At 55.5% G+C, this 22,284-nt stretch carries 22 protein-coding genes; 12 read left to right on the top strand and 10 right to left on the bottom strand.

What is annotated here, in order from left to right; translation table 11 throughout:
* Positions 1-45 precede the first annotated feature (45 nt).
* The 10 genes from VEV40_RS15425 to VEV40_RS15380 all read left to right on the top strand — a co-directional run bounded on the left by VEV40_RS15425 (position 46) and on the right by VEV40_RS15380 (position 10,417).
* Entirely contained in the window at positions 46-495 is a 450-nt protein-coding gene (locus VEV40_RS15425; protein WP_324833589.1) for an antitoxin Xre/MbcA/ParS toxin-binding domain-containing protein, read from the top strand.
* Positions 496-513: 18 nt separating this feature from the next.
* Positions 514-1,389: an RES family NAD+ phosphorylase gene (locus VEV40_RS15420; RefSeq protein ID WP_324833587.1), complete on the top strand. Its 876-nt coding sequence runs from the start codon at positions 514-516 to the stop codon at positions 1,387-1,389.
* A 14-nt stretch (positions 1,390-1,403) separates the two neighbouring features.
* Complete coding sequence (locus VEV40_RS15415) at positions 1,404-2,102, top strand: molybdenum cofactor biosynthesis protein (protein ID WP_324833585.1); 699 nt, start codon at positions 1,404-1,406, stop codon at positions 2,100-2,102.
* Positions 2,099-2,998 (top strand): VWA domain-containing protein, encoded by a 900-nt coding sequence (locus VEV40_RS15410; RefSeq protein ID WP_324833583.1) that lies wholly within the window; start codon positions 2,099-2,101, stop codon positions 2,996-2,998. The genes VEV40_RS15415 and VEV40_RS15410 overlap by 4 nt, the downstream gene beginning before the upstream one ends.
* 100 nt (positions 2,999-3,098) lie before the next feature.
* Entirely contained in the window at positions 3,099-3,356 is a 258-nt protein-coding gene (locus VEV40_RS15405) for an RNA chaperone Hfq (RefSeq protein ID WP_324833582.1), read from the top strand.
* Positions 3,353-4,246 (top strand): inositol monophosphatase family protein, encoded by an 894-nt coding sequence (locus tag VEV40_RS15400; RefSeq protein WP_324833581.1) that lies wholly within the window; start codon positions 3,353-3,355, stop codon positions 4,244-4,246. Before VEV40_RS15405 ends, VEV40_RS15400 begins: the two co-directional genes overlap by 4 nt.
* A 90-nt stretch (positions 4,247-4,336) precedes the next feature.
* Complete coding sequence (locus tag VEV40_RS15395) at positions 4,337-4,597, top strand: ferredoxin family protein (protein WP_324833579.1); 261 nt, start codon at positions 4,337-4,339, stop codon at positions 4,595-4,597.
* A gap of 148 nt (positions 4,598-4,745) precedes the next feature.
* Positions 4,746-5,075 carry a PadR family transcriptional regulator gene (locus tag VEV40_RS15390; protein WP_324833577.1) on the top strand — a complete coding sequence of 110 codons (330 nt, stop codon included), beginning with the start codon at positions 4,746-4,748 and terminating at the stop codon, positions 5,073-5,075.
* A gap of 10 nt (positions 5,076-5,085) precedes the next feature.
* Positions 5,086-7,758, top strand: coding sequence for an ABC transporter permease (locus VEV40_RS15385; RefSeq protein ID WP_324833575.1), 2,673 nt, complete (start codon positions 5,086-5,088; stop codon positions 7,756-7,758).
* A 10-nt stretch (positions 7,759-7,768) separates the two neighbouring features.
* Positions 7,769-10,417, top strand: a complete 2,649-nt coding sequence (locus VEV40_RS15380; RefSeq protein WP_324833574.1) for an ABC transporter permease — start codon at positions 7,769-7,771, stop codon at positions 10,415-10,417.
* 22 nt (positions 10,418-10,439) lie between these two features.
* Here VEV40_RS15380 and VEV40_RS15375 read toward each other — a convergent pair whose 3' ends face one another.
* The 4 genes from VEV40_RS15375 to VEV40_RS15360 form a co-directional block, all read right to left on the bottom strand.
* Positions 10,440-11,126: a hypothetical protein gene (locus VEV40_RS15375; protein ID WP_324833573.1), complete on the bottom strand. Its 687-nt coding sequence runs from the start codon at positions 11,124-11,126 to the stop codon at positions 10,440-10,442.
* 389 nt (positions 11,127-11,515) lie between these two features.
* Entirely contained in the window at positions 11,516-12,106 is a 591-nt protein-coding gene (locus VEV40_RS15370; RefSeq protein ID WP_324833571.1) for a hypothetical protein, read from the bottom strand.
* Positions 12,107-12,129: 23 nt separating this feature from the next.
* The gene (locus tag VEV40_RS15365; RefSeq protein WP_324833569.1) at positions 12,130-12,426 is read right to left on the bottom strand and encodes a hypothetical protein; all 297 of its coding nucleotides are present in this window, start codon (positions 12,424-12,426) and stop codon (positions 12,130-12,132) included.
* A gap of 111 nt (positions 12,427-12,537) precedes the next feature.
* Complete coding sequence (locus tag VEV40_RS15360) at positions 12,538-13,968, bottom strand: glutamine synthetase family protein (RefSeq protein ID WP_324833568.1); 1,431 nt, start codon at positions 13,966-13,968, stop codon at positions 12,538-12,540.
* 206 nt (positions 13,969-14,174) lie between these two features.
* On the opposite strand from VEV40_RS15360, the gene VEV40_RS15355 reads away from it, so the two are divergent.
* Both VEV40_RS15355 and VEV40_RS15350 read left to right on the top strand, forming a co-directional pair.
* The gene (locus VEV40_RS15355) at positions 14,175-15,089 is read left to right on the top strand and encodes an ABC transporter ATP-binding protein (RefSeq protein ID WP_324833566.1); all 915 of its coding nucleotides are present in this window, start codon (positions 14,175-14,177) and stop codon (positions 15,087-15,089) included.
* A 152-nt stretch (positions 15,090-15,241) separates the two neighbouring features.
* Positions 15,242-15,934: a hypothetical protein gene (locus VEV40_RS15350; RefSeq protein ID WP_324833564.1), complete on the top strand. Its 693-nt coding sequence runs from the start codon at positions 15,242-15,244 to the stop codon at positions 15,932-15,934.
* A 353-nt stretch (positions 15,935-16,287) separates the two neighbouring features.
* On the opposite strand, the gene VEV40_RS15345 is transcribed toward VEV40_RS15350, so the two are convergent.
* From VEV40_RS15345 to VEV40_RS15320, 6 genes are all read right to left on the bottom strand, one after another.
* Positions 16,288-17,766, bottom strand: coding sequence for an NADH-quinone oxidoreductase subunit N (locus tag VEV40_RS15345; protein WP_324833562.1), 1,479 nt, complete (start codon positions 17,764-17,766; stop codon positions 16,288-16,290).
* On the bottom strand, positions 17,763-19,289 hold the full coding sequence (locus VEV40_RS15340) for an NADH-quinone oxidoreductase subunit M (protein ID WP_324833560.1): 1,527 nt from the start codon (positions 19,287-19,289) through the stop codon (positions 17,763-17,765). Before VEV40_RS15340 ends, VEV40_RS15345 begins: the two co-directional genes overlap by 4 nt.
* 34 nt (positions 19,290-19,323) lie before the next feature.
* Positions 19,324-21,306, bottom strand: coding sequence for an NADH-quinone oxidoreductase subunit L (gene nuoL, locus VEV40_RS15335; protein WP_324833558.1), 1,983 nt, complete (start codon positions 21,304-21,306; stop codon positions 19,324-19,326).
* On the bottom strand, positions 21,303-21,605 hold the full coding sequence (gene nuoK, locus VEV40_RS15330) for an NADH-quinone oxidoreductase subunit NuoK (protein ID WP_324833556.1): 303 nt from the start codon (positions 21,603-21,605) through the stop codon (positions 21,303-21,305). Before nuoK ends, nuoL begins: the two co-directional genes overlap by 4 nt.
* A gap of 5 nt (positions 21,606-21,610) precedes the next feature.
* The gene (locus VEV40_RS15325; RefSeq protein WP_324833555.1) at positions 21,611-22,105 is read right to left on the bottom strand and encodes an NADH-quinone oxidoreductase subunit J; all 495 of its coding nucleotides are present in this window, start codon (positions 22,103-22,105) and stop codon (positions 21,611-21,613) included.
* A 56-nt stretch (positions 22,106-22,161) separates the two neighbouring features.
* On the bottom strand, positions 22,162-22,284 hold a 123-nt coding region (locus tag VEV40_RS15320), incomplete at its 5' end, for an NADH-quinone oxidoreductase subunit H (RefSeq protein WP_324833660.1).

Below are 22,284 nucleotides of genomic sequence, written 5' to 3'. Positions count from 1 at the left end.
TCTTCTTTGCATTAGCTCCATTTATGGAGCTATACTGGTTCATATATGGAGAAACAAAGCGCAAGTCAGGCATTAGCATATCCAGCAACGATCTATGCGCCTCCCGCGCTGCCTGATCTCTCGCGTCCGGAAGAGCGGCGGCGGCTCTCACCCGCTGCGCTGCGCGCCTTTTTCAACATCTTGGAGCACTGGGAGGTTCGCGAGGAGGATGCGCGCCAATTGCTTCGAGGCATTTCCAATGGCGCGTTTTATGAATATAAAAGGAACCCGAACCGCGTCCTCGACGAAGACCGGCTGCGGCGCATTTCTTATCTGATTGGTATTTTCAAAGCGTTGAACATCCTTTACGGAACCCGGCTGGCCGACAAATGGGTGCAGCTTGAGAATACAAATCCACTCTTCGGTGGAAAAACGCCTTTGACCTACATGCTGCAGGGCGGAACGCAGGCGATGGCATTTGTGCGCCAGTTGCTGGACGCGCGGCGCGGCGGCTAGGACTTAAAACTCCCCCACATGACCCGGCCCAAAGCAGAATCCTCCCTCAACCCCCGCGATCCATCCGGCGCGTTGGCAACACTGCGCGCGCAGATGGAAGCGCACCCCGAAGTTCCGGTTCCCGAAGATCCGAAAGAAAACGAGGGACTGCCGACAGTCACTCAACTGCGTCGCTTCGACACACACCGCCTCCTGCCTGCGAAATACAGCGTGAATTTAGAGTCGGTGCTGACGCGCATCGCTGATGACGATGAGCATTTGCAACGCATATTTGACCTGGACAACGCCACCAACACCCGCCTAGAGGCCGAAGAGAACCTGCGCCCCGGGATTACGCAGCGCGATCTGGTTTTCAATGTCCCGTGCTACCGCATCATCAACGCAGCGTTTACGCATCCGCACCCCCTTGGCGCGCGCTTTTCCACCAACCTACGTGGAGCCTGGTATGCGGCCTTTGAGCTTGCCACAGCCAAGGCCGAGGTGATGTTTCATAAGTCAGTCGAATTTGCCGAGATCAATTGGTCGGAACGCGAGGAGCTGCAATACGACGAATATCTGGCCGATTTCATTGGCTCTTTCCACGACCTGCGTCCTGACGCGCTGCCGGAAGAAAACCGCGAGCAGTATGACGCCTGTCTTGATCCGGCCAGTTATGTCACGTCGCAGAAATTGGCTGTGGTATTGCTTGAACGCGGTTCGCTGGGCGTCATTTATCCCAGCGTTCGCAAACCCGGAGGGACTTGCATTGCGTGCTTCCAGCCCAGCGTAGTGGCCAATGTTCGCAAGGGCAGCCGCTTCCGCATGACCTGGACTCCAAACCGTGTTGCTTTTGTCAAAGAAGGTCCCTTGAGAGCGCGCTCCAGTGCTTCCAGCCCCACAGGACAGCACGTCTAAGTATCCTAGAAGGTATGCAAGTGCGCGTTCTGCTTTTTGGCGTGTTGAAAGACATATTTCCGCAGGCTGCTGATTCACTTCAATTGCCGGCAGACGCGACTGTGGCGACATTGATCGAGCATTTCCGCGCCTGCTCTCCGCAACGTGAGCAGCTCTGGACGTCGCTTGCCGTCGCTGTCAATCAGGCATATGCATCGCGGTCGCATCCTCTTGCTGACGGAGATGAAGTGGCGCTGTTGCCTCCCGTGAGCGGCGGCAGCTACTCGTCGCATGTTGCGCTGGTGCACGAGCCGATTCAGGCTGAGACTCTGGTCAGTCGGTTGAAGCAGGGTGAAGATGGGGCGGTTGTCGTATTCGACGGCATTGTCCGCAACCACACACGCGGTCGGCGCACACTCTATCTGGTTTATGAAGCCTATGAGGAAATGGCGCTAAAGCAGATGCGTGCCCTCGCACAAGAGACGGGTCAGCGCTTTGCCATACGCGACGTTCTGCTGGTGCATCGTCTCGGCAAACTGGAAGTGGGCGAGACCAGCGTGCTGATTGCAGTTGCGTCCGCACACCGCGCTGCGGCTTTTGACGCCTGCCGCTGGCTTATCGACACGCTGAAGAAGACAGTTCCCATATGGAAAAAAGAGCATTTCGAAGACGGGGCCGTATGGGCAGACGGTGAGCCTTTTCCGCCTGAAGTGAAAGGCGCGCAGGTTCCATGAGGCTTCTGTCAGCATTGGCATTTGCACTGGTTGTGTCGGGGCTGCTGCCTGCGCAGACGGCCCCGCCGATCAAGGTTGACGTGAAGCTGGTGAACGTCTTTGTCAATGTCACGGATGCCAGTGGCGCCCCTGTCGGCGGACTGACGAAAGACGACTTCACGATTGCCGAAGATGGTCATCCGCAGAAGATCGCGATCTTCGAGCGCGAGTCGGCGATGCCGCTCTCGATTGTGCTGGCTATCGACACGAGCGGCAGCGTAGCGAAGGACCTGGCCATTGAAAAGCACGCCGCGCACACCTTCGTGCATTCTCTGTTGCGCCCCGTGGACCATCTCGACCTGATAGATTTTTCGTCGGATGTGCGCGAAGTTGTGCCATTCACAAACAATCTGAAACGGATCGACTACGGCATCGAAAACCTTTTGACCGGACCGGCCACTGCTCTCTATAGCGCAGTGTATCTTGCGTCGCAGAGTCTCGCCACGCAGCATGGGCGCAAGGTGCTGATTCTGATTTCCGACGGCGGCAATACTGTGAATGGCACCGACTACGCGGACGCCCTGGAGCAGGCGGTGCGTTCCGAGACAATGGTCTACAGCATCATCGACGTGCCCATTGTTGCTGATGCCGGGCGCGATACCGGGGGCGAACACGCCATGATTACGCTCTCACAGGAAACAGGTGGCAAGTACTACTATGCCGATGCCGAACATCTGGGCGACGCTTTCCAGAAAGTTTCGGAAGACCTGCGTACACAGTATTTGCTTGCCTACTATCCGATCCACCGAATCGCTGACTCCGATTTCCGAAGAATCGACGTGACCCTCAAGCAGCCGCCGAATGCGCACTACAATGTCCGGCATCGCACCGGATACTATGCATCGCCCGCCCAGTAAGATTCATTCGCAGCTTCGCTACAATAGGTGCATGGTCATTCCCACTTCATCGCGCCGCCGCCCAAAAAACCCTCCGCCCGGGGAAACCGGACAAGAGGCCTTGTACCTGCGTTTTTTGAGCGAGAAACAGGTCCCGGTTGCGGTAAAACTCCGCGATGGAGAGACGGTCACTGGCTGGATTGAATACTTTGATGACCGCATGATCCGCCTGACGCGCGAAGGCAAGCCGAACCTGTTTATCTATAAGCACCAGATCCGCACCATTACCGAACAGTCGAGCCGTCACGGAGCCCGCCAGCGCCATGCACGCAAAACCGTCGATGAATTAGACATCGCACCCGATGGGGAGCAGAAGTGACCCAGCTTCCTGCTGATATTCATCTGGAATTTGCCGGTCCCGCATCCGCCATTGCGCTTGAAGCTGGAATGCTGCTTCGCGATTTTTATCATCGCGGCGTTGCCACGGAGTACAAGAGCGATGTTGATCTTGTTACCGAGGCAGATCGTACTTCAGAAAAACTGATTGTCGAGCGGATTCATACAGCATTTCCGGGCTTTGGAATTTATGGCGAAGAAGGAACACGCGACCAGATTGATCGCGAGTATCGCTGGTATGTCGATCCGCTCGATGGGACAACAAACTTCGCGCATGGCTTTCCCGTTTTTTGCGTGTCGCTCGGCCTGGAGCATCGCCCGTCCGGGCTTGCTGCGAATGAAGATGGCACTCTCGTAGCCGGAGTGGTTTACGATCCAATGCGCGACGAACTTTTCGTCGCCGAGAAGGACAAGGGTGCGTACCTGAATGGGAAGAAGATTCGCGTCTCGCGCACAGATGATTTGGCTGAAAGCCTTCTGGCCACCGGATTTCCCAGCCGTTCACGCCATCTGAATCCGAACATCCACTTCTACCACGAGATTACGCTGCGCTCACACGGCCTTCGCCGGGCTGGATCCGCCGCTCTGGATCTGGCCTATACGGCTTGCGGCCGCATCGATGGCTATTGGGAGTTCAATCTGAATCCCTGGGACACATCCGCCGGAGCATTGCTTGTGTTGGAAGCAGGCGGCACAATGACCACGTTTGATGGCAGCCCATTCAGGTTAGACAGCAGGGAAGTTCTCGCCACGAACGGGATTATCGACGAAGAAGTGATCACGCTGTTTCAGAACATGTTTGCCGGTCACGATATGGAGCCGATTCCTACTCCGAAAGAATTCGCGGCGAAGCGTGCTGAACGCGGGCGCTAGAAAACCGTTTTGTTTTTGCGCAGCGCGCGTATGCCCGCGGTCGCAGCGCGTGTACAATAATCTTAATCACCTGCAACCGGAGAAGCTCTGATGGCATATGTAATTGCGGAACCCTGCATTGGCACGAAAGACACCGCCTGCGTGGATGCGTGTCCCGTTGACTGCATCCACCCCAAGAAAGACGAGGCGCCACACGCCGAACAGGAACAGCTATTTATCGATCCGGTTGAGTGCATCGATTGCGGAGCCTGCGTCCCGGTATGTCCCGTGTCGGCCATTTTCGCCGCTGACGATCTGCCGGAGAAGTGGGCTAGCTATACAGAGAAGAACTCGACCTACTTTGGGCGTTAAAGATTTTTGTATTTTTGCCAGACGCGCAGCCACAGTGCTGCGCGTTTGTGTTTTCTGAGACACTCTTTAAAATTGTCGTTCTGCGCAGCCGAAAGATCTGCTTTCAATACCTTGACGGTCTACAATTGGATATGTAGATAATCATGGTATGGGAAAACCAAGCGATCTCGTACAGGGCACGCTCGATCTTCTGATTCTCAAAACATTGTCACTCGAGGCCAAGCACGGCTGGGCCATCGCCAAGCGCATCCAGCAAGTTTCGGGTGATGTATTGCAGGTGCAGCAGGGCTCGCTCTATCCGGCGCTCCACCGCCTGGAGCAACAGGGCTGGATCACGGCAAAGTGGGCCGAGAGCGAAACCGGCCGTCAGGCGAAGTTCTATTCGCTCACGGAGGCAGGCCGTAAGCAGCTTGAATCAGAAACAGCCAACTGGAACCGCCTGTCGGAAGCCATCAACATTATTGTTCAGGAAGCATGAGGAGACAGCAATGCGCTGGCTGCACAAACTGCTGATGCAACTGCGAATGCTCTTTCGCAGAAACGAAGAGAGTGCGCGTCTTAACGACGAACTGCAATTTCATCTTGAGCAACAAATCGCTGAGAACATGGCGACCGGCATGCATGAAGAGGAAGCGCGTCATGCCGCGATGCGCAGCTTCGGCAGTCCTGCAGTGTTGAGGGATCAGACTCGCAATACATGGAGTTGGAACTGGCTGGAATCTCTGTTTCGTGATGCACGCATTAGTGCCCGCACACTGCGCCGCGCACCCGGATTCGCGGTCATGGCGGTGGTTGTGATGGCATTGTGCCTCGGAGCGGCAACGTCCTTGTTCACCATCGCACGCGGAGTACTGCTCAAATCATTGCCGTTTCGTGATCCCGACAAACTCGTGATGGTCTATGAGCATTTTCACGGGTACGACTCAAACCGGGAGGCATTTAATTACAACGTCGTTTCTCCTGCCGATTACTACGATTGGCGCACGCAGACGCATGGGTTCGAAGACATGGCAGCATGGCGCTGGGACAAATTCAACTTTAGTGGCGAGCACGCCGAGCTGCCTGAAGTCATCACTGCTGCCGCGGGTACCTGGAACTTCTTTTCTGTTCTAGGAGTAAACCCCGTCCTGGGCCGCATTTTTTACGAATCTGAGGACCATCCTGGAGCTAACCGTGTTGTCATGCTCACCTGGGGCCTCTTCCAACGCCGGTTCGGTGGAGATCCTTCCGTCATTGGGAAACAGATTCATCTGGATGCGAATCCGTACACTGTCATAGGAGTATTGCCTCAATCCTTCGCTTATCCTGATGCGACCGTGCAGGTATGGGTACCATATGCCTCCGGCGTGACAGCCGAATACCTTTCATACCACGACCATCACCAGAGCCATGTAGTTGCTCGCCTGAAGCCAAATGTAAGTCTGCAGAACGCAATAAGCCAGGTAGAAGCCGTCCAGCACCGGCTCCATATGGAGAACCTGGACAAGCCCGTGGCAGAAGACGCAGTATCGCGGCCGCTGCTGGACGACGTAGTGCACGACATCAAAACACCGCTGGTCATTCTGCTCTGCGCGGTTGGCTGCATGTTGTTCATCGGCTGCCTCAATGTTGCCAATCTGCTGATTGCTCGCGCAGCGACAAGGCAAAAGGAAATTGCCATTCGCGGCGCACTGGGAGCAGGCCGCGTCACACTTATTCGCCAGCAGATGGTTGAGAGCCTGCTGATTTGTTTTGCCGGAGGCGCTCTCGGGGTGCTGCTCTCCTTTGTAGCGACAAAATGGCTTACCAGCGCCTGGAAAGATCTGCCCCGCACCGAAGCAATTCATGTCGACATGAGTGTATTGGCCTTCTCGTTTGTATTGATATGCCTCTCGGCCCTGCTTGCCGGACTTCTGCCGGCGCTCTTGTCAACGCAGAAATCGGCATTTGTTGCGCTGCATGATTCGTCCCGGTCAGTTGGAGGCAGCTTGGCACGCACCACTTTGCGAAGAACGCTGTTGACGATAGAGATTGCCGTTACAGTGGTTTTGCTGATTGCCGCGGGCCTACTGCTCAAAAGTTTCGCGCGCATTCACGACGCTGATCTGGGTGCGACCACAACGAATGTGCTGACGCTTCACTACGATCTGCCCAAGCGGCAGTACGACCAGCCTGAAAAGGTTGTGGCCTTTAACGAGACTCTGTTGGAGAGTCTCCGACACATGCCAGGAGTGCGTGCCGTGGGAGTAGGCTCGGTAGTTCCAGGGGCCGGATACGGTGGCGACGACGTTTTCACCATTCCCGAACATCCGCCAGTTCAGCCCGGACAGGACCTTCCTGATGCCATCTACCGCATGGCTGATCCAGGGTATTTCACAGCTTTGCAGATACCTCTGTTGAGAGGACGGTTCTTTACCGATCACGACAGGCTGAATCAATCGAATTACGTGATTATCAGCCGCCAGCTTGCCAATCAATATTTCACCAATGAGAACCCCATCGGATGGCATCTACATGTTCCAGCTTGGAATAGCGGTCTCGTCGATTACGAAATTATTGGCGTCGTTGGAGACACGCTTTATCAGGCGGACAAGCCGTTGAAAGCAACGATGTATTTCCCCGTGTTTGCCGGATATTTGGATCGCGATTACACCCTGATAGTACGGACTGCATTTGACCCGCTGAAGTTCTCGCTTCCGGTGCAGAAGGAAATTGCCAGTCTTGACCCCACTCTTCCGATGTCAGAAGTGCTGACCATGCAGCAGATTATTGGCGAGTCAGCCGAGAACACCAGCTTCAGCGCAACCATACTTCTATCCTTTGCCCTTCTGTCGCTGCTGCTGGCCGCAGTCGGCCTTTATGGAGTGCTGTCTTATCTGGTGACTCAGCGTACTACCGAGATAGGCATTCGCCTGGCGCTGGGAGCACAGCGCGAACAGGTGGTGCGGCTCATGCTGGGCGACGGACTCCGCCCCGCGCTGTTCGGATTAGTCTTTGGTTTATTGGCCAGCATCGCCCTCACGCGCCTCATCCAGTCCATGCTCTTCCGAACGAGCCCATTTGACCTATGGGTCTTTGCTCTGGTAGCCGCGATCCTTTTGTTCGTGGCTGCCGTGGCATGTGCGTTACCTGCACGGCGGGCCTCGCGGCTCGATCCTATGCAGGCGCTGCGCACGGAGTAAGGAGAAAGTGATGCGCTGGCTACGCAAGCTCACAATGCGCTGGAAGATGCTTTTCCGCCGTAATAAAGAAGGTGCGCTCCTCGACGATGAACTCCAGTTCCACATGGAGCAGCAGATCGCCGAAAACATCGCTGCTGGCATGAGCATTGAGGAAGCCCGGCATGCGGCCATGCGCGCCTTCGGCAACCCCACGGCATTGCGCGACCAGACGCGTAACACATGGAGTTGGAACTGGCTGGAATCCCTGTGGAGGGACATGCGTATTGCAGCGCGCACGCTTTGTCGAACGCCGGGATTTGCAGTTATCGCCATATTAGTGATGGCGCTGGGTATCGGCGCCAATGTTGCGCTTTTTACCATCGTGCGCTCGGTCCTGCTCAAGCCGCTGCCGTTTAAAGATCCCGATCAGTTGGTCAGGCTTTATGAACATAGCTCTGACGATAAATTCCCGTATAACTCAAGCTCGGGTGGCATGTTTGAACAGTGGAAGAAGCAGAACAAGAGCTTCTCTGATCTTGCGATCTGGGGTTACGCCGGGTACAACCTTTCCAGCACAGGTGAACAGCTGCCGGAAAACGTACGCGCCGGGAGCTTCTCATGGAATCTGCTTCCGACACTTGGTGTGCAGCCCGCCCTTGGTCGCAACTTTACTGCAGCCGATGACCAGCCATCAGCGAATGCGACTGTTATCTTGAGCTGGGGGCTCTGGAAACGCCGCTTTGGCGGCAGCCCGTCGGTACTCGGGCAGACGATACTGCTGGATGCCCGGCCCTACACCGTCGTAGGCGTCATGCCGTCCTGGTTTGCACTTCCGCATCAGGCCGCACAGTTGTGGACACCGATCTACTATAGAGAAGAGCCCGCTACCATGCAGGCCTTAGACGATCATCAGTTCATTGTCATTGGACGCCTCAAGCCTGGCGTAACTGAGGCACATGGAGTCTCCGAACTCTCTCTGATTACGCGCCGCATTCACGATCAGCATCGAGACAATCCGTTCATCAGCAAGGGAGCAAATATTCGACCCCTTCTGGACTGGATCATCGGCGATGTAAAGAGACCGCTCTACGTGCTTCTGGCCGCAACCGGATGCGTCCTGCTCATTGCATGTCTGAATGTTGCAAATCTTCTTGTATCTCGTTCTGCTGCACGCCGCAAAGAGCTTGCGGTTCGCACAGCAATAGGAGGCAGTAGGCTGAGGCTGTTGCGCGAGCACTTGATGGAGAGTTTTTTACTGTCAGCCGCTGGCGGCCTCCTGGGCTGTCTGTTGGCGTATGGGGTCTTACAGTGGCTCATCAGTACGCGACAGGTAATGATTCGTACCGAAACGATTCACATGGATGCCGTTGTCGCAGTGGTTAGTCTGGGACTTGTCGTTCTATGCGCCATGTTTGCCGGCCTGATCTCCGCAGCCTCCATTAAGAGTGATCAGGTTCTTTCTGCATTGCAGGATTCGTCGCGCTCGCACAGCACCGGCCATGCCCGCGCAACCCTGCGCAAGGTGTTGCTCTCGCTCGAGGTCGGGCTGACAGTTGTCTTGTTGATCGGCACAGGATTACTGCTGAGGAGCTACGCGAAGCTTCGCTCCTCCGATCTCGGCTGCATCACGCAGAATGTCCTGACCATGAACTTTAATCTGCCGGAAGCCCAATACACACAACTCACGCAGCGGATAAGCTTCTTTGAAACTTTGCTCATGCGCGTTCGCAATCTCCCTGGAGTAAGAGCGGCTGGTTTGATCTTTTCTGTTGTTCCGGGAGATGGCTATGGCGGAGACAGAGGTTTTGTGATTCCAGAACATCCCCCATTGCCTCAAGGAAAATATCAATACGCTATGAACCGTTGGGTCAACCCCGGCTACTTTGCTGCCATAGGTATTCCCATCCTGCATGGCCGCACATTCAATGATGACCAGCGGCCAGGTCATGCCACCGAAACCATAATCAGCAGGTCGTTCGCAGAACAATATTTTCCGGGCGAATATCCGATTGGCAAACACCTGATCACCGAAGGTGGGCACAAGTTTGAGATCGTCGGTGTTGTGGGTGACACTTTATTTGAAATTGGTGAGCCCGTTCAGCCCATGATGTACTTCGGACTCTACACACCTGACTGGCTGAATGGGGCATCGCTGGTCGTTCGCTCCGATCAGGATGTCACCAGATTTGCTCTGCCGATTCAGCGCATTGTTGGGCAGTTGGACCGTGATTTGCCAGCGTCCGACATCCTTACCATGGATCAGGTCATCGGCAGAAATACAATAGACGCTAGCTTCGATGCTATGCTGTTGCTCGTTTTTGCTACGCTGTCGCTGGTTCTCGCTGCCGTGGGCTTATTCGGGGTGCTCTCCTATATCGTGGCGCAGCGCACAACGGAAATCGGCATCCGTATGGCGCTTGGGGCACAACGTGAACAAGTCATGCGATCGATGCTTGGCGATGGCTTGCGTCCTGCGATCCTGGGGTTGTCAGTGGGGCTGCTCGCAAGCGCTGGCGTGACCCGTCTGATCGAATCCATGCTCTATGGAACGAGCCCGTTTGATCCTTTGGTTTTTGTCCTGGCAGCTGCGACGCTTTTGTTCGTGTCTGTTCTGGCCTGTGTGTTGCCTGCATGGAGAGCGTCCCGTCTCGATCCCATGCAGGCTCTACGCACAGAGTGAATTGAGCTGCTCCGGCGGGTCCCTAGCTGGTTTTGCGAAAGGTGCCGGATTGGGCCGTCACCGTGGTCGCCAGCTGGGTGTAGTCAAAAGCGGCAAATCCGCCCGGGGCAGTATTCACCTCTTCGGCGGTGCAGCGCCCCGCCATGTGATGGACCAGCCATTTGTTGGCGACTTTCTGCACCGCATACCGCAAATGCTGCTCGGGCCGGGACTCGGCGTTCACCGCAGTCGTTGCCGTTGCGGGCCGCTGTACCTCATACATCGGGAACCGGCTCAATGAAGTAAAAATCACTTCTTCATGGTCGCCCTCCATGAGTGTTGCCAGGCGCGTGTCCCTCGACGTGAAATAGTCATAGATGGCCTGATACTCCTTTTGCCTGCTGTCCACCTCGTCTTTCAGGTTGTCCTGATATTTCTTCTGACTCAGCACCACCGTTGTACTGACTGGAATAGTGGTAAACGCCGCTGGATTGCCGCCGGAAGCAGGTGTAATCAGGCGCCGCTTGCCTACTGACTCGGCGCTTTCTTTCATTTTGGAAGGGATTTTGGCGGTCCGGTCGCAAATATGGTCATCGGTAAATTTTTTGGTTGCGAACGGAAACACCATGTCTGCCTGAGGAAGGCGGTTTTGAGCAACTTCAAATGCGCCCGTGAGGTTGGGATTGAAAACACGCTGGAGCGAAACCAGAAGATCATAGAAAGCGGCCACCTTCGGCCAGTCTTTGCTCGCCGGTTTGCCGCCCGAAGCCGCCGTCCATGCCGGTTGATGAATTTAGGCAATGGAGTCGAGATCGGATTCAGAGTCAGCGTAATCTTGGCGTCAAGCGCCGTAAATTGGTCTGCTATTTCACTCAGGGTCTTCTGGTTCTTTGAATAGAATCCGTTCAACGAATCCTTAGTGAATACGCCCTTTGAACTGTTCACAAAAATCTCGAATTCAGCCAAATTATCCTCCGGGTTTACCAAATGGCAGGTATGTGCAATTGCAAGAACCGAGGCAAACTTCACATCCCGCGATTTGTTTGCGGACATGATCGGAATCAAAAAATGAAGCAAAAGCATTGTAGCGCTGAATCGGATTGTGGCTTATATATGTGTTCAATTCACACTTAGATCGCGGTCCACATCCACAACCAGCGCATTGTCCTCGACCTGCATAGAGTGGATCTTCAGCCGATCAAGCTTCAGGTCGTAGCCCGTGCTCTGTCGTGATTGCGCCAGCACTTGCCGCAGCAGCGTTGCCGCATTTACAGTCATGCTCGACGGCACTTTGCGGCTCAGGAACGGCATCAGCACAAAGTTCAGCTCGCCTGATTCACTCAGGTGCTCGATACGCGCGTCGCGGAAGCCGATGGTCTCACCTTCAGCGTCTGGCAGCAGCGAAACATCAGCGTCGGGCGATAACCCGATGCCGATACATGTTCCGCGCAGGTGGGTGCCTAGTTTCGCGTTCGTGTGAACATGAACGAAAATCCTGTCTCCCGAAAACGAAACCTTGGGCGACTCGGCATACACATGGCAGGCTGAATTGGCATTGCCCTTGATGTAGTAACGGCCGTCCGGCGTGTTGAAAAGTTGCGATTTGAGCGTATGCTCCAGCGCCTGCGCGGAGATTTTCAATTCGACCGCGTGCGCAGCCGGCGGCAGGGCCAGCAGGATAAGACAGAAAGCAAATTTAGTGAAGTTCATGCACGATCTGACTTCATTATCGTCTATGTGCGTTTTGAGCCGGCCTTGCGATGCGCCTCTCCGAGCACCTGCAATGCTTTTGCAAGGTCCGCCTTGCTCTTCACGTCGAAAAGCTGCCACTGATGGCCTTCACGTCTTGTCTGTGCCCTGTCCGCAAACTTATAACCAACCGCAGTTTCACGATCGATCGTCTTCGTCTCCGGCAACAGGGCAAAAATAACGCCCTTACGATAGACCGCGCGCATCCCAAACATTGAACGCACGGTAACGCCCGGCCAGCGCAGCATCTCTTCCTCCAGCAGCACGGAGAGTCTGCGCATGTCTTCCGATATGCGGACGAATGATTCCCGGGATGAATTGCGTTTCTTCATTGCGAAGAAAATCGCCCCGGCAGGAGCCGGGGCGACCAGTGTAACAATGCAATAACCGGCTTAAAACTGGTTCCAGAGGAACTGGTTGTAAACCTCGTGGTGGAACTGCACTTCCTGCGCCTTGACGAACGTTCCCAGCAGACGGGGGCAGCGATCGGCGGAAGCCTGCTTCAGGTCCGCATATCGCGCCTTCACATCTTCGCCCAGCAGCTTCGTTGCCCATGTGGAGTTGCGAAAGTTCTCAATCGCTGTGTAGACGTTGTCGGGCAGATACCGCTGTGCCTGGCGCAGGTTCTTAATCTTCGCAGTCTCGCCGTCAAGACCCGACTTGAAAATGGAATGGAGCACCAGATAAGGATTCGCGTCCGGTGCCACGGAACGCACTTCAACACGCATACTCTTCTCGTTGCCAATGGGGATGCGGATCATTGAGCCGCGATCCACCGCCGAAGCTTTAAGCTGGTTCGGCGCCTCAAAGTGAGGATCGAGACGACGGTATGCGTTCACACTGGAATTCAGCAGCAGACAGATGTCGTTGCCGTGCGTCAGAATGCGGTCCACGAAATCCCAGCCGACCTTGGCCAGCTTCTCCTCGCCCTTCGGGTCCCAGAAGATGTTCTTGCCGTTTTTGCTGATCGAAACATTGGTGTGCATGCCGCTGCCGTTCACGCCAACCACCGGCTTGGGCAGAAACGATGCTGACATACCCAGCTTGGTCGCCACCTGGCGACAGACCAGCTTGTAAATCTGGATTTGGTCGGCGGCGGCCACTACTTCGCCGTAGCCGTAGTTAATTTCAAACTGCGAAGGGGCAACCTCGGGGTGGTCCTTCTCGTTCTCAAAACCCATCGAGCGCAGCACTTCAGCTGTCGTGTCAATGAAGGTGCGCAGCGGGTCCCCAGGCAGCGAGTGATAATAGCCGCCGGTATTTACGTATTCGAACCTGCCCGTTTCAGGGAAGCGCCGCTCGGCGTCCACGCCGGCGAAGATGAAACCTTCAATTTCATTGGCGGCATTGAGTGTAAGACCCTGCTTGGCATGAAGCTCTTGGGCAAAGCCCTTCAGCACGCCGCGCATATCGGCCGTATAGGGCGTGCCCTGCTTGTCGATCACTTCGCCGAAAACAAGCACCTTGCCCGGCCCGAAAACGTCCGCGGGGCCCCAGTAGAACGCGCTCCAGTCAATGCCGAGACGCAGGTCGCTCTCGCGCTGCGCCGTAAAACCGCGAATGGACGAGCCATCAAACGTAAGGTTGTCGTAGCTTTTGATCAGGAACTTCTTGTCATAATCCAGCATTTGCAGGCGGCCCTCAAGATCGCTGAATAGCACAGTGACCGCCTTGATTTCCTTGGTATCGGTCAGATACTTGAGGCGTTCTTCCTGGATTTTGTGGGGGGCTACCCGGTTCTTCCGCTGTTCTTTAGCATTCAGATTTTTTTCTTCCAGCTCTGCGTATGAGAGCGACAGGAAATTACGAAGTTCGTTGGACATGCATCTCCTCTGGATGGGTTTAACCGGCGCCCACCGTGGCCCGCTTAATTGAAAGTTAGCGAGCTCGACCTGGCTGGTTGTTTTCTCTGCTAACAGGTTAACGTGACAGTATAAGGAAGTCTCTGGTATCAGAAAAAGTGATATTGCAAATAGAAATTAATTATCTGGGATAGATCATTTCTTCCACCAGATGACTATGAACCCACATGAGACAATGCGCTGTGACCGCCGCTCTGGAGTTTCACAGTATTAGCAAGCGATTCGGTGCTCATGCGGCTCTCGATTGCCTCTCGCTGGCGGTCGAACGCGGCGAAATCCTTGGCTTCCTCGGGCCCAACGGGGCAGGTAAGACCACGACCATCCATCTCGCCCTGGGATTCCTGAAGCCGGGCGCAGGCGGCGGCACAATTCTCGGGAAGCCTTTTGGCGACACAGCTACGCGCTCCCGCATCGGCTTCCTCCCGGATACGCCCAGCTTTTTCGCAGGCTCCGCATCCAGCGCGGTCGCCTTGGCTGGACGGCTGAACAACATGCAAAGCTGGCTACTGCGTGAGCGAAGCAGGGAACTGCTTGCCCGGTTGAATCTCACATCGGCAGGTAAAGATGCTCGCCGATTCTCTCGCGGCATGCAGCAGCGGCTGGGCATAGCGCAGGCGTTGGTCAACGATCCCGAGCTGCTCATCCTCGACGAGCCGACTTCGGCACTCGATCCTCCCGGAGTGCTCGAAGTCCGTGAGCTTTTGCGCGCAGCCCGCGACGAGGGCAAGAGCATCTTCTTCAGTTCGCACCAGCTTTCTGAAGTGGAACAAATCTGCGACCGCATCGCCTTTCTCGACCGTGGCAGGCTGCTGCGCCATGGCCCTCTGGCGCCTTTCCTCGAAGACAGCGGAAAGATGGAGATTGTGATAGATGGTCTTTCCTCTGATGCAGAAGCGCTGGCGGCATATCGGCCATACCGGACCAGCTTGTCAGGGAACAGCATGCTCTTCATCGTGCCTGCCCGCATCCAGCGCGAACTGATCGAGAAGGCCTGGGCCGCTGGCGGAACGTTGAAGAGCGTTACTCCTCTGCGGCGCACGCTGGAAGAGCTGTTCATCAAGTGGACTGAAAGCGAGCATTGAGATGGCAGTTCTGTTTCGTAAGGGCACGGCTTCAGCCGTGCCGTAAAAGTCAGGCTGAAGGCCCTACCTTACTGCCGTAGGCGCGAGCGAAACCGAAGGTAAAGCGAATAGCAAACTGGGGATTGTTTTTCTTTGCAAAATGGTCTTTCAATATGACGAAAGCCTGGCTCATCACAAAACGCCTTTTGTGGCAAAACCGCTGGCTCTTTCTTCTGTTGATACTTTGGCCCTATGTGATGGCTGCGATCCTTTGCTTCGGTGGCGCGCCGGACCCTGATGACGTGCTCTGGATGCTGCATCAGGAATGTTTCGCCGGCCTCGCGCTGGTCGCGGTCACCGGCAGCACGTTGCTAGGCAATGAGCAGCGCTCGCGTCGCATCGTCATGGTGCTGTCGCGTGCAGTCAGCCGTCCGCAGTATCTCTTTTCACTGCTGATGACTGCATGGCTGCCGCTTGCGCTTTACGTCATTGGATTTGTTGTCAGCGGAATTTTCATGGCGGGTCTGCTGAACCGTCCGTATCAGGGGATTCTAGTGATGGCAGAGGCACTGATTTTGTTGGGCGTCTGGGCTGGAGCCATCAGCATATTCTGGTCAATCCTGTTGCCGCAGATTGTCGCCTCGATCATCTCAATGGGCTGTATTGGGCTGGCGGTATATATAGGGGAGCTGGGATGGATCGGCCCGGCCAGATTGCTGCGCGTTTTATTTGCGACAACGATCTCGGTGAAAAACATTCCAACTATCTGGTTTGACGTCGCGCTGACCTTGCTCGCCGGTGCGGTGTGGTTCGCCGCGGCGTCATGGATTTTCAGCCGCCGGGATTTGAACCTACTAGGCGATTAGCAGCATCGCGGCCGAGACTCAATAGTCCTTCGTAAGAAACACCCTTTGGGGGGACATCGGGCCCAGAAAATTTTCTGTTAAGTACCAACCACGAATAAAGTTTCTATATGGCTGATTCTAAACAATAAAAACCTTCGGCAATTTGATCGGTGTTTATGTGCAACTGCTAAAATAGAAACAGAGAAATCCAACGAAAAAGGCCCGCCCAAGCGCGGGCCTTAACTATTGCGAAGACAATATTTTCCTCGCAACGCTCGATTTCTTAAGACTTTAGAAGCTTAAAAATATAACCGTCGTATTTTCAAGGAATTACGCACATGGGGTTACTATGGGGGCGCTAATGAAGGCTGGGACTACTTCAAAGCAGTATTCACGCTGACAGGCACGAGGGCGTCTGCCCCGGCCTTCGCGCCAGCCAGCACCCGCCCAGGCACAATGCCGAGAATCAGTGTGGCGGCTACTGTAATCAGCAGGGCAAAGAGCAGGGGTACGGAGGTCCGGGGAATTCCATCGAGCAAATCGCTGTGGACCGGCTTGGAATAGGCGGAAGCCAGCAGGCGCAGATAGTAGTAGCAGGCGATGCCGCTATTAATGAGGCCGATAATTGTCAGCCAGACCAACCCGGAATGCAGCGCAGAGGCAAAGACGTAAAACTTGCCGAAAAAGCCGCCGGTGAAGGGAATTCCAATCAAAGAAATCAGGAAGAAAGCCAGCGCTCCGCCAAGTAGCGGCGAACGATAGGCCAGCCCGCGGTAATCCTGAATCAGTGCCAGCCGGTCATTCATTCCGCCCGCCTGGCTGAACACGGCGAAGATGCCGACATTCATGGCCGCATAGGTGACTGCATAGAAAATTGCGGCGGCAATGCCGTCGGGGGAAAGTGCGGTGAATGCGACCAAAAGATAACCGGCATGCGCAATGGAGGAATACGCCAACATCCGCTTCACATTCTGCTGCCGCAGGGCACCGAGATTGCCGATGGTCATGGAGAGCACGGCCATCCACCACAGCAGCGGCTGCCAATGGTTATGCAAAGCAGGGAAGGCGACGTAGAGAATGCGTAGCAGCACGGCAAAGGCTGCAGCCTTCGGCGCCGTGGACATGAGCCCAACCACGGGCGACGGCGCGCCTTCGTAAACATCGGGCGTCCACACTTGGAAGGGCGCGGCTGAAACCTTGAAGCCGAGGCCAATAAGAATCATCGCCAGGCCGACGATAGCCAGAACCGGTGTCTGGCTGGACGTGATCAGCGCTGCGACCTGAGGAATGGCCGTAGTGCCCGTGGCCCCGAAAACCAGCGCAATGCCATAAAGGAAAAATGCCGTCGCAAAAGAGCCGAGCAGGAAATACTTAATCGCGGCCTCTGGACCCTTGGCGCTTTTCCGGCGGAAACCCGCCATGATGTAAGTGGAGATTGAGGAAATTTCGAGGCCAATGAAAACCAGCAGCAATTCGACAGCGCATGTCATCAACATCATGCCGACCGTGCCGAAACAGACCAGCGCGAAGAATTCGCCCAGCCCCTCCGCATCCGGACTGGCCGCATCAAGCGTGACCAGAAGCGTAGCCAGCGCGATTCCGGCTATAACCACATGGAAGAAGACGCTGTAGGCGTCAGTTTGCACGGTGCCGAAGAAGGCCGTGCCTGCAGGCAATCCAAGCTGCCATTGGCTTGATGCCAGCGCGGCCAGCGTGCCCAGAACCGCCAGCCAGCCCAGCGGCTTGCGGCTGGAGTTCTTCTTAAGCAGCGACTCCGCAAGCATGATGACCACGCCGGTAATGGTCAGAATTACCTCGGGGAGAATCCGATAAATCTGGGGTACGTCGGTCATCGCTTCTCCGCCACGTTTGGTATGACAGTCATAGTTGTATGTGCGATATGTTGCGTGACCGTGTCCGCCAGCCCGCTCACCGCGCCGTTGATGGCGTGAATCCAATAAGGCGAGGCCACACCCATCACCAGCATCAGGACAGCGGCGGGTATCAGCGCGAAGCCTTCGCGGAAGACTATGTCAGGCACAGGCTTGTTCACAACCAACTGTGACTGTTTTCCATAGAAAAGCTTCTGAATCATAGTAAGCATATAGGCCGCGCTGAGAATCACGCCCAGCGTAGCTGCGGTGCTCCAGTAAGGATGCACGCCAAAACTCGAACTGAGAATCAGGAACTCGCCGACGAAGCCGTTGAGGATCGGCAGCCCGATGAGCGACAACGTCGTAATGACATAGAGCGTCGCCATGCGCGGAAGGTTTGAAGCCATGCCGCCGTACAGGGCCATGTCATAGGTTCCGTAGCGCTCGTAAAGAATGCCGAAGAGGATCAGGATCGCCGCGCCGGAAAGCTCGTGGTTCAGAATCTGATAAAGCGCGCCGTTCAATCCGACGACGGTAAAGCAGAAGATGCCGAGCGTACAGAAGCTCAGGTGTCCGACGGTTGAGAATGAGATGAACCGCTTCAGGTCCTGCTGGATGAGCGCAATCAGCGCGCCGTAAAGAATTCCGATCACTGCCAGTGCGATCATCAGGGGCGCAATCTGGCGCGACTGCTCAGGAAAAAGGCCGAGGTTGAAGCGAATGATCGAGTAAAGTCCCAACTTGCCAGCAACCACCATTGCCATGGCAGTTGGCGCTTCAGAGAAGACGTCGCTCAGCCATCCATGGAGCGGGAAAACCGGAACTTTGACAGCAAAGGCCGCAAGGAACGCCAGCGAAACCCACCACAATGCCTGCGGCGCAAGGAGCAAGCTATTCTGCGACAGATATTGCTGCGTTTCGACAAAGTCAAACGTGCCTGTCTTTGCGTAAAGCCAAAGCAGGCCGACTAGCAGGAGCGCTGACGGGATGAAGGTGAAAAGGAAGAACTTGATTGCTGCCTGCGGCCCGCGATTGCGTCCGAACATGGCGATCAGAATCGCCATCGGCACCAGCGACAGTTCCCAGAAGCCGTAATAAAGGAACATGTCGAGCGAGACGAAGACGCCAAGCATCGCCGTCTGCTGTATCAGGAAGAGGAAATAGAACTCTTTGGTCAGGGTGGCAATCGCCTTCCACGAGGCGAGCACGGCAAGTGGCCCCAGGAAGCCGACGAGAACGATCAGCCACATCGAAATGCCGTCAATGCCGAGATGGTAGCCGATCTTCGGGCTGGGAATCCATGCATGATTCTCTTCAAACTGGAAGCCGCCCTGTCCGTATTGATAATGCGCGGGCAGATGTAGCGTCAGCGCGAACGTAAGCAGCGTGACCAGCAGCGTAAACCACTGGATCAGCTTGCCGCGCCGCGGCAGCAGGGCGACCACGATTGCGCCCGCCGTGGGCACAAACGTAATCAGCGACAAAATGGAATCGTTCAGCACGAATTCGTTCCTTGCAATCCTTTGTTAGCGCCCATCAAAATGACCAGCGCACTCCAAAACCAAAATAAGTCAACAGCAACAACGCCGCCGCACCGATAGCCAGCCATCCCGCATACGAGCGAATATTGCCCGACTGCACTCGCTGCACGAGCGATCCAATGCCCTGGGTGGTATATCCCAGCGCTAGACTGCCGCCGGTAACAATGCCTGTATCAAAGAGGCCCTTGAGCACATAGCGCGAAATCAGCAGCACCGGCGTAACAATGACCGCGCCGTATAGCTCGTCGATCCAGTACTTGTTCAGCAGTAGCGAATACAGTCCGTGGACCTTCGCAGCCAGTTGCTTCGGCAACTCGGGCTTGGCGAAGTACATTAAATGCGCGATGAACCAGCCGATGACTGCGACTGCTACGGAAACAATGGCCAGCAGCAGTTCCACCGATTTGCCGCCTTCCGCAGCCTCAGGCGCTGCCTGCAATACTGGCGCTAGGAAATGGCTGATTTCAGCATGGCCGCCAAGCGCTGCCGGAACGCCGACCCATCCGCCAATGAGGGAGAGAATTGCTAGCACTACGAGAGGTCCAAGCATGATCCACGGGCTTTCATGCACAGGATGCGGCTTCTCCTCTTTCTCTGGCTGGTGGCCGGGCTCAGGAGTGTGCGGAGCAGCATGTTCGGCGCGGCTCTCGCCGAAGAAAGTCAGATACCAGAGCCGGAACATGTAAAACGACGTGAGGCCGGCGGTCAGCAATCCAACAAACCAGAGAATTTTGCCCGCGCCATTGGGTGATACAAACGCCTGATAGAGGATCTCGTCCTTGCTGAAAAACCCGGCAAATGGCGGAATGCCGGAGATGGCCAGGACTGCCGCAGTCATCGTCCAGAAAGTGATAGGAATCTTCTTCCACAGTCCGCCCATCACGCGCATGTCCTGCTCGCCACTCAATGCGTGAATCACAGATCCGGCGGCAAGGAAGAGCAGCGCCTTGAAGAAGGCATGTGTCAACAGATGAAAGATCCCGGACGAGTAAGCCGCCACGCCGCAAGCCAGGAACATATATCCCAGTTGAGAAACGGTGGAATAGGCGAGGACGCGCTTGATGTCCGTCTGCACCAGGCCGATGGTCGCGGCAAAAAGCGCTGTGGCCGCGCCGATGATGGCAACAGTCGTCAGCGCAAAGGGCGAGCGGTCAAAGATGGCATGCGCGCGCGCCACCATGTAAACGCCGGCCGTCACCATGGTCGCTGCATGAATCAGCGCAGAGACAGGCGTAGGGCCTTCCATTGCATCAGGCAGCCAGACGTAGAGCGGAATCTGCGCCGACTTACCCGTCGCGCCCAGAACCAGGAACAGCGCAATTGCCGTCAGGAACCCGCCTTGCCACTCAGAATGCTGACCAATCTGGCTGAAAATCCCGCTGAAGCTCAAGGTGCCAAAGTGCGCGATGAGCAGGAACATCGCGATTAAAAAGCCGAAGTCACCGATGCGATTGACGACGAATGCTTTTCTGCCTGCATTCGCCGCCGAATCTTTAGTGAAGTAGTAACCGATCAGCAGGTACGACGCGAGCCCGACGCCTTCCCAGCCGACGAACATCAGCAGGAAGTTTTCCGCCAGCACCAGCGTCAGCATGAAGAACATGAAGAGGTTCATGTAGGCAAAAAAGCGCCAGTAGCCATCTTCATGTGCCATATATCCGGCGGAGTAAAGATGAATGAGGAAGCCGACGCCTGTCACTACGAGCAGCATGATGAGCGTCAACTGGTCGAGCGCGAAGGCAAAGTCGGCATGGAAGTTGCCTGCTGTAATCCACGTCCCGATGTCTTCTCTGTAAGGCAGCGCCAAGGAGTTGAGGTGCAGAGCGATGTTCAGCACCTGCAGGAAGGGAATCAGGGTGGCCACCCAGGCCACGGTCGTCACCAGCGCTTTAGGAAAGCGCCGGCCAAGCAGACCGTTCACCAGAAATCCGGCGAAAGGAACGAGCGGAATCAGCCAGAGATAGAGGGAACTGGTCATAGTTTCATCAAATCCACTTGGTCAACATTCAGCGTGGCGCGTGTGCGGAAGAGGGCAATGATAATCGCGAGTCCAACCGCGGCTTCCGCGGCCGCTACGACCATTACGAAGAAAACAAAAATCTGTCCGCTCACCTGATGCCACTGGTGGGCAAAGGCGACGAAGGTCAGGTTCACCGCATTCAGCATTAGCTCAATGGACATGAAGATGGTGATGATGTTTCGCTTTACTAGAAAAGCCGCCATGCCGATGGAAAAGAGAATCGCGCTTAGCACGAGGTAGTAGGCATTGGGAACCATGATGCTTAGTGCTCCTTTCTTGCCAGCGCAACTGCGCCGAGAATGGCCACCAAAATCAGCACTGACGTGACTTCAAACGGCAGCAGCAGGTCACGGAAGAGCACACGGCTCAGGTCGTGCGTCGTCACCAGGTAGCCGCCCAGCTTGGCCGATCCAAGTTCTGTGCGATGCTTCAGGAAAATATATGTCAGAACGGCGAGCAGAGCAGCAGCTCCGGGGAAGCCCACGATATAGGCTGCTTTGCTGCCGTGTGTGCGTACTTCCGCGCCCGCATTCAAGAGCATGATGACAAAGGTGAAGAGCACCATAATGGCGCCGGAGTATACGATCACCTGCGCTGCAGCCAGGAACTCCGCGCCCAGCAGAAGATACAGCACGGCGAGCGAAGTCATCACGACGATCAGCGAAAGGGCGCTGTTAATAGGATGGCGCTGCAGCAGAAGATTTAATGCTCCCGCAACGCATAACCCGCCGAAGATGAAGAACAGAACTAAATGCATGTGTTTTTAAACAAAACGGAACAATGAAGAAACAAAATTGTAATGCAGCGCCAGCATCACGCCGCGCGATAAGCCAGCCAAAGACTTGTCGCAATGATGTTTGCAATCGCCAGAGGTAACAAAAACTTCCAGCCGAAACCCATCAGTTGGTCATAACGGAAACGCGGCAACGTGCCGCG

Origin of the sequence: Alloacidobacterium sp. (genome assembly GCF_035631355.1) — a bacterium.
In the GTDB taxonomy this organism is placed as follows: Bacteria; Acidobacteriota; Terriglobia; order Terriglobales; family Acidobacteriaceae; genus Alloacidobacterium.
Note: the sequence above shows the minus strand (reverse complement) of the source record. Positions and strands in the feature narration are given on the sequence as shown.

Excerpts from the sequence above, each read along its gene's own strand:
- VEV40_RS15425 (WP_324833589.1), top strand. The coding sequence starts at position 46 with ATGGAGAAACAAAGCGCAAGTCAGGCATTAGCATATCCAGCAACGATC.
- VEV40_RS15420 (WP_324833587.1), top strand. The coding sequence starts at position 514 with ATGACCCGGCCCAAAGCAGAATCCTCCCTCAACCCCCGCGATCCATCC.
- VEV40_RS15415 (WP_324833585.1), top strand. The coding sequence starts at position 1,404 with ATGCAAGTGCGCGTTCTGCTTTTTGGCGTGTTGAAAGACATATTTCCG.
- VEV40_RS15410 (WP_324833583.1), top strand. The coding sequence starts at position 2,099 with ATGAGGCTTCTGTCAGCATTGGCATTTGCACTGGTTGTGTCGGGGCTG.
- VEV40_RS15395 (WP_324833579.1), top strand. The coding sequence starts at position 4,337 with ATGGCATATGTAATTGCGGAACCCTGCATTGGCACGAAAGACACCGCC.
- VEV40_RS15390 (WP_324833577.1), top strand. The coding sequence starts at position 4,746 with ATGGGAAAACCAAGCGATCTCGTACAGGGCACGCTCGATCTTCTGATT.
- VEV40_RS15385 (WP_324833575.1), top strand. The coding sequence starts at position 5,086 with ATGCGCTGGCTGCACAAACTGCTGATGCAACTGCGAATGCTCTTTCGC.
- VEV40_RS15380 (WP_324833574.1), top strand. The coding sequence starts at position 7,769 with ATGCGCTGGCTACGCAAGCTCACAATGCGCTGGAAGATGCTTTTCCGC.
- VEV40_RS15370 (WP_324833571.1), bottom strand. The coding sequence starts at position 12,106 with ATGAACTTCACTAAATTTGCTTTCTGTCTTATCCTGCTGGCCCTGCCG.
- VEV40_RS15365 (WP_324833569.1), bottom strand. The coding sequence starts at position 12,426 with ATGCGCAGACTCTCCGTGCTGCTGGAGGAAGAGATGCTGCGCTGGCCG.
- VEV40_RS15360 (WP_324833568.1), bottom strand. The coding sequence starts at position 13,968 with ATGTCCAACGAACTTCGTAATTTCCTGTCGCTCTCATACGCAGAGCTG.
- VEV40_RS15355 (WP_324833566.1), top strand. The coding sequence starts at position 14,175 with ATGAGACAATGCGCTGTGACCGCCGCTCTGGAGTTTCACAGTATTAGC.
- VEV40_RS15350 (WP_324833564.1), top strand. The coding sequence starts at position 15,242 with ATGACGAAAGCCTGGCTCATCACAAAACGCCTTTTGTGGCAAAACCGC.
- VEV40_RS15345 (WP_324833562.1), bottom strand. The coding sequence starts at position 17,766 with ATGACCGACGTACCCCAGATTTATCGGATTCTCCCCGAGGTAATTCTG.
- nuoL (WP_324833558.1), bottom strand. The coding sequence starts at position 21,306 with ATGACCAGTTCCCTCTATCTCTGGCTGATTCCGCTCGTTCCTTTCGCC.
- nuoK (WP_324833556.1), bottom strand. The coding sequence starts at position 21,605 with ATGGTTCCCAATGCCTACTACCTCGTGCTAAGCGCGATTCTCTTTTCC.
- VEV40_RS15325 (WP_324833555.1), bottom strand. The coding sequence starts at position 22,105 with ATGCATTTAGTTCTGTTCTTCATCTTCGGCGGGTTATGCGTTGCGGGA.